General features: G+C 72.0%; 8 protein-coding genes and 2 tRNA genes. 6 read left to right on the top strand and 4 right to left on the bottom strand.

The window, feature by feature from the left end; genetic code table 11:
- Window positions 1–460: 460 nt before the first annotated feature.
- Window positions 461–533 (bottom strand) — tRNA-Arg (locus ABD665_RS12605).
- Window positions 534–600: 67 nt separating this feature from the next.
- The gene (locus ABD665_RS12600) at window positions 601–1,683 is read right to left on the bottom strand and encodes a zinc-binding dehydrogenase (RefSeq protein ID WP_204910346.1); all 1,083 of its coding nucleotides are present in this window, start codon (window positions 1,681–1,683) and stop codon (window positions 601–603) included.
- A gap of 60 nt (window positions 1,684–1,743) precedes the next feature.
- Here ABD665_RS12600 and ABD665_RS12595 point away from each other — a divergent pair, with 60 nt between their 5' ends.
- The 4 genes from ABD665_RS12595 (at window position 1,744) to ABD665_RS12580 (ending at window position 6,679) form a co-directional block, all read left to right on the top strand.
- Window positions 1,744–3,003: an arylsulfotransferase family protein gene (locus ABD665_RS12595; RefSeq protein ID WP_204910347.1), complete on the top strand. Its 1,260-nt coding sequence runs from the start codon at window positions 1,744–1,746 to the stop codon at window positions 3,001–3,003.
- A gap of 154 nt (window positions 3,004–3,157) precedes the next feature.
- The gene (locus tag ABD665_RS12590; protein WP_204910348.1) at window positions 3,158–4,366 is read left to right on the top strand and encodes an inorganic phosphate transporter; all 1,209 of its coding nucleotides are present in this window, start codon (window positions 3,158–3,160) and stop codon (window positions 4,364–4,366) included.
- 8 nt (window positions 4,367–4,374) lie between these two features.
- Complete coding sequence (locus tag ABD665_RS12585; RefSeq protein ID WP_204910349.1) at window positions 4,375–4,605, top strand: hypothetical protein; 231 nt, start codon at window positions 4,375–4,377, stop codon at window positions 4,603–4,605.
- Window positions 4,606–4,693: 88 nt separating this feature from the next.
- Window positions 4,694–6,679, top strand: coding sequence for an amino acid transporter (locus tag ABD665_RS12580; protein WP_344742407.1), 1,986 nt, complete (start codon window positions 4,694–4,696; stop codon window positions 6,677–6,679).
- Between the two features lie 39 nt (window positions 6,680–6,718).
- Here ABD665_RS12580 and ABD665_RS12575 read toward each other — a convergent pair.
- A tRNA-Ser gene (locus tag ABD665_RS12575) sits at window positions 6,719–6,809 on the bottom strand.
- A 113-nt stretch (window positions 6,810–6,922) separates the two neighbouring features.
- Between ABD665_RS12575 and ABD665_RS12570 the strand changes: the two genes are divergently transcribed.
- A complete protein-coding gene (locus ABD665_RS12570; RefSeq protein ID WP_204910350.1) occupies window positions 6,923–7,324 on the top strand; it encodes an MmcQ/YjbR family DNA-binding protein in 402 nt (133 codons plus the stop codon).
- Window positions 7,325–7,443: 119 nt separating this feature from the next.
- On the top strand, window positions 7,444–9,072 hold the full coding sequence (locus ABD665_RS12565) for an LCP family glycopolymer transferase (protein WP_204910351.1): 1,629 nt from the start codon (window positions 7,444–7,446) through the stop codon (window positions 9,070–9,072).
- A gap of 6 nt (window positions 9,073–9,078) precedes the next feature.
- On the opposite strand, the gene ABD665_RS12560 is transcribed toward ABD665_RS12565, so the two are convergent.
- Window positions 9,079–9,546 carry a hypothetical protein gene (locus tag ABD665_RS12560; RefSeq protein WP_204910352.1) on the bottom strand — a complete coding sequence of 156 codons (468 nt, stop codon included), beginning with the start codon at window positions 9,544–9,546 and terminating at the stop codon, window positions 9,079–9,081.
- Window position 9,547: the final 1 nt, after the last annotated feature.

Raw genomic sequence — 9,547 nt, 5'->3', positions numbered from 1 at the left:
GACTGCGCGACGACGAGGCCGGAGGCGGCGAGGGCGACGGGGACGGCGACCAGCGAGACGATCGTGGCGACCTTGCGCGACGGGCGGGCGGTGCGGGCGGCGGCGGTGGCGGTCATCGGGGGGCTCCTTGTGCGTGGCTCTGGGTGTCGTTCGAGCCAGCCCCCGCTTGCTCCCCGGCCTCTCTGGGCTGGTGAGAAGAACATTGCCGCCGCCACCTCAGGGCGGGCCCAGCCCGATGACAACGATGTCTCAGCATCACCGCAAGGTTGAAACAGCAACCATCCACTGCTCAAGGAATCCTCTGGAACGCCTTGAGCGAGGTCTGCGGGGGCGTGCCCGCGGGCCGGCACGCAGGCTGCGTCCTCGCGGTTCAAGAGAAAAGCGGAGCTCGGATCGAGCTCCGCGGCGATCGTCCTGGACGGACCGCCCTGCCGGCCCATGCGGGCCAGGGGTCGTGCTGCGCACCCGGAGAGACTCGAACTCCCAACCTTCTGATCCGTAGTCAGATGCTCTATCCGTTGAGCTACGGGTGCCTGTCGGATCACGCCGACAACGAGGGTTGAGTCTAGCGGGCCGTCGGGGGAGATGCGAACTGCGATCTCATCCGAGCGAGACGACGGTCATCCCGCCCCGGCTGGACGAAGGGTCGTCCATGGCGGCGAGGGCGGCGCCGGCCTCGTCGAGCGTGATCACGCGACCGACGAGCCGGGCGGGGTCGAGGCGGCCGTCGGCCACCATCGCGAGCATCGCCGGGTAGTCGACGGCGGCCATGCCGTGGCTCCCGGACATCCGCAGCTCCCGGCCGACGACGAGGTCCCAGGGGACGGGCGAGCCGGCGTGGTCGCCGAGCAGGAGGCCGACCTGGACGTGCCGGCCGTGGCGCCGCAGGCTGCGGACGGAGGCGTCGAGGGTGGCCGCCGAGCCGAGGGCGTCGAGGCCGACGTGCGCCCCTTCCCCGGTGAGCTCGTGGATCGCCGCGGCCGCCCCCTCGGCGGGCAGCGCCACCGCGGCGCCGAGCTCGAGCGCCCGCTCGCGAGCCGCCTCCGAGACGTCCACGGCGACGACCCGGGCCCCGAGCGCGTGCGCGATCATCACGGCCGACAGACCGACGCCGCCGCAGCCGACGACCGCGACCCACTCGTCCGGCTGCACGTCGGCCACCCCGGTCAGCGCGCGGAAGGCGGTGGCGAACCGGCAGCCCAGCGCGGCGGCCGCGACGAGGTCGACCGCGTCGGGGAGGCGTACGAGGTTGGTCGCCGCCGCGTGCACGACGACCTGCTCGGCGAACGAGCCGGCGTACGTGAAGCCCGGCTGCTGCTGGTCGGGGCAGACCTGGGCGGCACCGGCGTGGCACCAGGCGCAGCGCCCGCAGCCGAGGACGAACGGCGCGGTCACCCGGTCGCCGACCGCGAACGCCCCGTGGGGGACGTCCGGCCCGACCTCGGCCACGACCCCGGCCCACTCGTGGCCCGGGGTGTGCGGCAGCGGCACCGGGTCGTGCCCGCGCCACGCGTGCCAGTCGGAGCGGCAGACCCCGGTCGCGGCCACGTCGACGACGACGCCGTCGGGCGGGCAGACCGGTGGCGGCACCCGCCGGACCTCGGGCACGGCGCCGACGGCGTCGTAGACCACCGCCCGGACGGTCGGGGTGGGGTGCGCCGGATCGGGGTACGTGTTGACCACACGAGGAACGTACGGCGCAGGCACAGCCGCGGCACAGACGCGCCCCCGAGGGTGGACGAGATGAACGACGACGACACGGGCACGACCAGCGACAGGCACGACGTCACGGGCGACCAGCAGCGCCACGCCCCGAGGATCACCCGGCGCCGCGCGCTGGCCCTGGCCGGTGCGGGGGTGGTGGGGGTCGCCGGGGCGGGCAGCGTCGGCGGCTACGCCGTCGGGCGCACCCACGAGCGGCGCAAGGTGCAGGAGGTGGCGGCGAAGGCGGCCGTGCCGGCCGCTCCCCCGCTCTTCACCACGCTGGTGAACCAGCCGGGCCAGGCGGCCGGCGACATCTTCATCACCGACATGGGCGAGACGGCGGCGACGCTGATCGCCGACGGCGCGGGCAACAGCCTGTGGAGCTCGGCCGGCGCGAAGTCGTACGCGAACATGCGGCTGCAGACCTACCAGGGCCGCCCGGTCATCACCTGGTGGGAGTCGCACTCCACGGGCCTCGCGGCGTACGCGGACGGCCAGACGGTCATCGAGGACGTGGCCCACAACGTGATCACCCGGGTGCAGAAGCACGGCGACGTGAGCCCCGACGAGCACGAGTTCTCCATCACCCCGCGCGGCACCGCGTACATCGTCAGCTACGTGAGGACCAAGGCCGACCTGCGCCCCGTGAAGGGCCCGAAGGACGGGTTGATCATGAACGGGATCTTCGAGGAGGTGGACCTCGCGACCGGGGAGGTGCTCCACCACTGGGAGTCCCTCGACCACGTCGCGCTGACCGAGAGCCACGCCGGCGTCCCGAAGGACCCGACCGAGCCGTACGACTACTTCCACATCAACTCGGTCGCCCCGACGCCCGACGGGAACGTGATCATCTCCGCCCGGCACACCTGGGCGCTCTACAAGGTCGACCTGCAGACCGGGGCCGTGCGGTGGCGGCTCGGCGGCAAGAAGAGCGACTTCGACCTGCCCGCCTCGGCCACGTTCGCCTGGCAGCACGACGCGCAGTTCGAGGACCCGCGGACCATCCGGCTCTTCGACAACGGCAGCGACGGCGAGGTCACGGTGACCGACGAGAGCCAGGTGCTGTGGTTCGCGGTCGACGAGGCCGCGCGCAGGGCCCGGCTGGTCCGCCGGCTGGTCCACCCGGCCAAGATCAGCGCGCACGCGATGGGCAACGCGCAGCGCCTGGACAACGGGAACCTGTTCGTGGGCTGGGGCACGGCCCAGCGGATCTCGGAGTTCTCCGAGGACGGCACGCTGCTCTTCGACGCGACCCTGCCGGACGTGAGCTACCGCGCGTTCCGCCAGGTCTGGAGATGATCTTGGGGCTTCCGGCCGCCCGGTCCGCGACACGCCCCGCTCATTGACAACCCCCCGCGTTCACCTATCGTTCATCTGACGGCCTCCGGCACCGGCGGTCGCTTCGACGAGGTGGTCGCTGCACCTCGCCGAGCCCCTGCCCACGAGGAGCGACGTGTCGCTGCTGTTCATCGTGATCGCCGTCGTCGTGGTGGCGTTGATCTTCGACTTCACCAACGGTTTCCACGACAGCGCGAACTCGATGGCCGGTCCGATCGCGACCGGTGCGCTCACCGCCCGGAACGCCGTGATCATCGCCGCCGTGCTCAACGTGGTCGGCGCCTTCCTCTCCACCGAGGTCGCCAAGACCATCTCCGGCGGCTTCTTCGACGAGAAGCTCGTGAACCCCTCGATGGTCCTCGCGGGCCTCGTCGGCGCCATCGTGTGGAACCTCATCACCTGGCTCTTCGGAATTCCGTCCAGCTCCTCGCACGCGCTGTTCGGCGGCTTGATCGGCGCGGTCGTCGTGGGCGCCGGGCTCACCTCGGTGCACGGCTGGGTGGTCGTCTCCAAGGTGCTGCTGCCGGCCCTGGTCGCCCCGCTCGTCGCCGGCCTCGCCGCGGCCCTCTCGACCAAGATCGCCTACCGCGTCACCCGCCGCTCGCCGAGCGGGCAGACCAACACCGGCTTCAAGTACGCGCAGGCCTTCACCGCCTCGCTGGTCGCGCTGGCGCACGGCACGTCGGACGGGCAGAAGACCATGGGCGTGATCACGCTCGTGCTCATCGCCGCCGGATTCCAGACCGCGGGCAGCGGACCGCACCTGTGGGTGATCCTGGCCGCGGGCCTGGCCATCGGGCTCGGCACCTACTCCGGCGGCTGGCGGATCATGCGGACGCTGGGCAAGGGCATCGTCGACATCGACACCCCGCAGGGCGCCACCTCCGGCGCGGCGACGGCGGCCACCATCCTCGCGTCGTCCCACCTCGGCTTCGGCCTCTCGACCACCCACGTCGCCACCGGCGCGATCCTCGGCTCCGGCGTGGGCCGCGAGGGCGCCGAGGTGCGCTGGGGGCTGGCGCGCAAGCTCGTCGTCGCCTGGCTGCTGACCCTGCCGGGCGCGGCCGTCATCGGCGGCCTGGCCGCGCTGCTGGCGGGGACCGGTGCCGTCGGCTCGGCCGTCCTCCTGGTGCTGCTCGCCGCGGTGTGCGTCGTCATCTGGCTCGTGTCCCGCCGCAACCAGGTCACCAGCCAGAACGTCACCGACAGCCGCGAGGTCATGGTGCTGGCCAGCGCGACCCCGAGCACGTACCCGCAGGACCCCCGCCTCGGCTCCGCACGGGCGCGGGCCAAGGGCAAGAAGAAGATCAAGAGCGGGGTCTGAGGCGCACGATGAAGATCGACTGGGCCGCCCTGGGCATCGTCGCCGTCGTCTCGACCGGGATGGCGGTGCTCTTCACCGTCCTGCTCTCCTTCGGCATCCGGGCGGTCTCCGCCGCCCGGGTCCAGCGAAACCGGGACGGCGGCGGTGGCGTGGTCCTGGCCAGTGGCTACGCGCTCCTCGCGCTCTCGGGCCTGCTGGTCCTCTTCGGGCTCTGGCTGATCGTCCCCCAGCTGCACTGAACCGCGCACCCGCCCGTCCCGCTCGTATGCTCGGCACGTGCGGGTCCGCGGTCGCGGACCTGGTCGTGACCCAGCGCGGAGGAACCCCGTGAGCGAGACCCGGGCCTCCGGCCGTACGGAGGCGTCCGACGGGACCGAGCCACCGCTCGGCCCGCTCGTCCGCCAGGGTGTCGAGCGGTGGCTGATGGCCAACCAGGTGCAGCCGCCCGGACCCCTCGCCTCCGACGAGCACCCGCACTCCACGCAGGCCTGGTGGAAGGTCATGTGCCTGACCGGCGTCGACTACTTCTCGACGCTGTCCTACCTGCCCGGCATCGCGGCCCTCGCGGCCGGCGCGCTGTCCCCCATCGCCACGCTGCTCATCGTCGGCCTCACCCTGCTGGGCATGCTGCCGATGTACCGCCGGGTGGCCGTCGAGAGCCCGCACGGCCAGGGCTCGGTGGCCATGCTCGAGCGGCTCTTGCCCTTCTGGCGGGGCAAGGTCTTCGTGCTGGTGCTGCTCGGGTTCGTGGTCACGTCGTGGCTCGTGACGATCACGCTGTCGGCGGCCGACGCGTCCGTCCACCTCATCGAGAACCCGTACACGCCGGACGCGTTCCACGGCAAGAACGTCCTGATCACGGTCATCCTGCTGCTGATCCTCGGCTTCGTCTTCCTGCTCGGCTTCAACGAGGCCGTCGTGGTGGCGATCCCCCTCGTCGGGGTCTTCCTCGCCCTCAACGCGGTGATCGTGGTCGTGGGCGTGATGCACGTCGTGCACGACCCGAGCCTGCTGAGCGGGTGGACGCAGGCGCTGAGGCTCCAGGGGGCCGGGCCGGGCGGCCTGATCACCCCGGCGATCATCGCGTTCCCGCTGCTCGTGCTGGGCCTGTCGGGCTTCGAGACCGGCGTCAGCATGATGCCGCTCATCAAGGCCGGCGGCGCGACGCCGGAGGAGCAGCTGCGGAACCGGGTGCGGAACACGCGCCTCCTGCTGACCACCGCCGCCGGCATCATGTCGGTCTACCTCGTGGCCACCAGCCTCATCACGACCGTGATCATCCCGCCGGAGGCCTTCGCCGAGGGCGGCGAGGCGAACGGGCGGGCCCTGGCCTACCTGGCGCACCAGCTCCTGGGCGAGGGCTTCGGCAGCGTCTACGACCTGAGCAGCGTGCTGATCCTCTGGTTCGCCGGGGCCTCGGCCATGGCCGGCCTGATCAACATCGTGCCGCGCTACCTGCCCGCGTACGGGATGGCGCCCGAGTGGGGCAAGGCGGTCCGGCCGGTCGTCATCGTCTACACGGTCCTGTCGATCATCGTGACCCTCGCCTTCCACGCCGACGTGAACGCGCAGGCCGGGGCGTACGCGACGGGGATCCTCGTGATGATGTTCTCCGGCGCCTTCGCGGTGACGGTCAGCGCGCGACGCCGGCGGGCCCGCTGGGCCACGGTCGGCTTCGCCGTGCTGACGCTGGTGCTGCTCTACGCCCTCGTCGCCAACGTGGTGGAGAAGCCCGACGGCATCGTCATCTCCGGGCTCTTCATCCTCGGGATCGTGGTGATCTCGGTGCTCAGCCGGGTCCGACGGGCCTTCGAGCTGCGCGTCACCGACGTCGAGATGGACCGGACCGCCCAGCTCTTCGTGCGCGACGCCGCCCGGCGGACCATCCGCCTGGTGGCGAACGAGCCGAACGAGCGCGACGCGAACGAGTACCTGGAGAAGCGGCGCGAGTCCGTCCGCGACTACGGCCTCGCCGAGACCGACGACATCATCTTCGTCGAGATCACCGTCACCGACCCGTCCGCCTTCGCGAGCCGGCTCGACGTGCAGGGCCACGTGATGCACGGCCACTACCGGGTGCTGACGATGGAGGGCACGAACGTGCCGAACGCGCTGGCGGCCCTCGGGCTGCACGTGCGTGACGTGACCGGCCGGCGCCCGCACATCTACGTCGAGTGGACCGAGGGCAACCCCGTGGTCAACCTCGCGCGGTTCCTCTTCCTGGGCGTCGGCGAGGTCGCGCCGACGACGCGCGAGGTGCTGCGCCGGGCCGAGCCGGACATCGACCGACGTCCGTACGTGCACACGGCCTGACGGCCGCGCCGGAGCCGGGTCCCTCGGGGAGGAAGACGGCGGAGGTGGCGAGATTTGAACTCGCGATGGGGTTTAAGCCCCAAACCCGCTTAGCAGGCGGGCGCCATAGACCGGACTAGGCGACACCTCCAACGCGCCGAGAGGCCGGAGCCTCCCTGCGACGCCCGGTCACCCTACCCAGCCGGGTGCGGCCGAGGCAAAGCCGGAGGGCTGACGCGGCACCCGTTGTGACACAGTCGGCGGATGGCGAGCCTGGAGGACGCCCGGCGGATCGCGCTCGCGCTGCCCGGGGCCACGGAGAAGGTGTCGTGGGGATCGCTGCACTGGCGGGTGCGGGACAAGGGTTTCGCCTGGGAGCGACCGCTGCGCAAGGGTGACCTCGCCGCGCTCGGCGACGACGCCCCGGCCGGTGAGGTCCTGGGGGTGCGGGTGGCCGACCTCGAGGAGAAGGATGCCCTGATCGCGGCCGAGCCGGACGTCTTCTTCACGGTCCCCCACTTCGACGGCTACCCGGCCGTGCTCGTCCGCCTCGACGCGATCGACGTCCCCGAGCTGACCGAGGTGGTGATCGACGCGTGGCTCGACCGGGCGCCGACCAAGCTGCGCGAGACGTTCCTGCGCGAGCGGGGGTCGGGCCCGGCCTGAACGGGGGGCGCCTCCCCGGTGAACGACGCGTGAATGGCATCCTGACCTGTTGCCACGTACCCTGAAGCGGCCTTGAACGTCAACCGGCGCGCCGACGCCGAGCCCAGAAGGACGTGTGCATGCCGGAGGATCACCCTCCCGCCGACCCCGGCTCGGGGTCGCCCTGGTCCTGGTCACGTCCTGAGGACGCACCGGAACCGGCCACCCGGACCAGCCCGACGCCCCCCGCGTCCGGCCCGCCGACCGCGCGGCACGCGCTCCCGCGCGACGAGGACTTCCGCCGCACCGTCGGCTTCACCGTCCTGGGCACCGTCGTGCCCGGCGTGGGGCTGATCGCCGCCGGGCGCCGGGTCGTCGGCTCGGTCGTCCTCGCGCTGTTCGTGCTGGTGCTCGCGACGATCGGCGTCGCCGCGCTGGTCGACCGCGAGGCGCTGGTGTCGCTGGGGGTCGACCCCACGTCCCTCCGCCGGATCGCGATCGCCCTGGTCGTGGTCGCCGCGCTCTGGGTCGCCGTGGTCGTCGCCACGCACCTCACGCTGCGGCACCGGCCGACGCGCTCCCAGCGCGTCGTCGGCGGGCTCCTGGTCGGCGTGCTCGCCTTCGCCGTCGCCGCGCCGATGGCCGTGGCCGCGCGCACCGCGTACGTCTCCGCCGGCCTGGTCGGCAGCATGTTCAAGAGCTCCGAGGACACCAAGAGCGCCACGCGCCCGACGGACGAGCCCGGCGCGAGCCACCCGGGCGACAAGGAGCAGGAGTCGGACCCGTGGGCGGACAAGCCCCGGCTGAACATCCTGCTGCTCGGCGGCGACGACGGGAAGGGCCGGGTCGGCACCCGGACGGACACCGTCATCCTCGCCAGCATCGACACGAAGACCGGCGACACGGCGCTCTTCAGCCTCGGCCGGAACACCGCGCGGATGCCGTTCCCGACGGACTCGCCGCTGCACCGGTACTACCCGAACGGCTTCACCAACGGGAACCCGGACGACCAGGAGTTCGCCCTCAACGCGATGTACCGGGACGTGCCCAACCGGGTCCCGAAGGACGTCCTCGGCGAGACCGACAACCTCGGCGCCGACGTCCTGAAGATCAGCGTCGGCGAGGCGCTCGGGCTCAAGATCGACTACTACGTCCTCATCAACCTCAAGGGCTTCTCGACGATGGTCGACGCCCTCGGCGGCATCCGGCTCAACGTCAACACCTTCATCCCGATCGGCGGGAACACCGACCTGCACATCCCGCCGAAGGAGTTCATCAAGCCGGGCGCGAACCAGAAGCTCGACGGTCGCAGCGCCCTCTGGTACGCCCGCGGCCGCTACGGGGCCGACGACTTCGTGCGGATGGACCGCCAGCGCTGCGTCATCAACGCGATGATCAAGCAGGCGAACCCGGCCAACGTGCTCACCCGCTACGAGGACATCGCGAACGCCAGCAAGTCGCTGGTCCGCACCGACATCCCGCAGGAGGTCCTGCCGGCGATGGTCGACCTCAGCCTGCGGGTCAAGAAGGGCAACGTCCGCAGCATCGTCTTCAAGCCTGGCGTCGCCGGCTTCTCGCCCACCGACCCGGACTTCTCCCAGATGCGCTCGCGCGTCAAGAAGGCCATCGGCGAGGCGAAGAGCGACAACACCCCGGCCAAGACGACGGGCACCACGAGCTCGGGCAAGGCTCCGACGAGCGAGGACGTCGACAGCACCTGCAAGTACGACCCGAAGGTCGCGGCGACCGCCAAGCCCTACACCGGCTAGTCCGGGTCAGAGGGGCGAGTAGCCCCGGTCGGCGTCGAGGCGCTGCTGGACCTCCGACATCAGCGCGAGGAAGGTCGGGTTGGCCCGCATGCGCGGGTTCAGCACGCTAACCGTGCCCTCCCCCTCCTTGCGGGTGAGCACGAGCCGGTGACCGATGACCTTGACCTCGTCGACCTCCGCCCAGCGCAGGGCGCGGCGGTCCCCCGCGTGCTCCACGGTGATGGCGTCCGGGGTCGACAGCACGACGCTGCGGATCCGGCGACTGAGGACGAGCGCCGCGACCGCGAGCGCCACCCCCAGCACGGCGAGGACGACGGCGAGCACGAGGACGCCGACGGGCCACCCGTACGCGCTGGTGAGGACGAGCAGCGCCACCCCGACGACGACGAGGCCGGCCGAGATGGCCAGCGCGCGGACGGGCGGCGGCGGGGCGAGGACGAAGCGCGCCTCCCGCGCGGGCAGCGGCGTGCTCACG

This window comes from Microlunatus spumicola, assembly GCF_039536445.1.
GTDB lineage: Bacteria > Actinomycetota > Actinomycetes > Propionibacteriales > Propionibacteriaceae > Microlunatus > Microlunatus spumicola.
The sequence above is the reverse complement of the archived record's forward strand: the minus strand, read 5'-3'. Positions and strand labels throughout refer to the sequence as shown.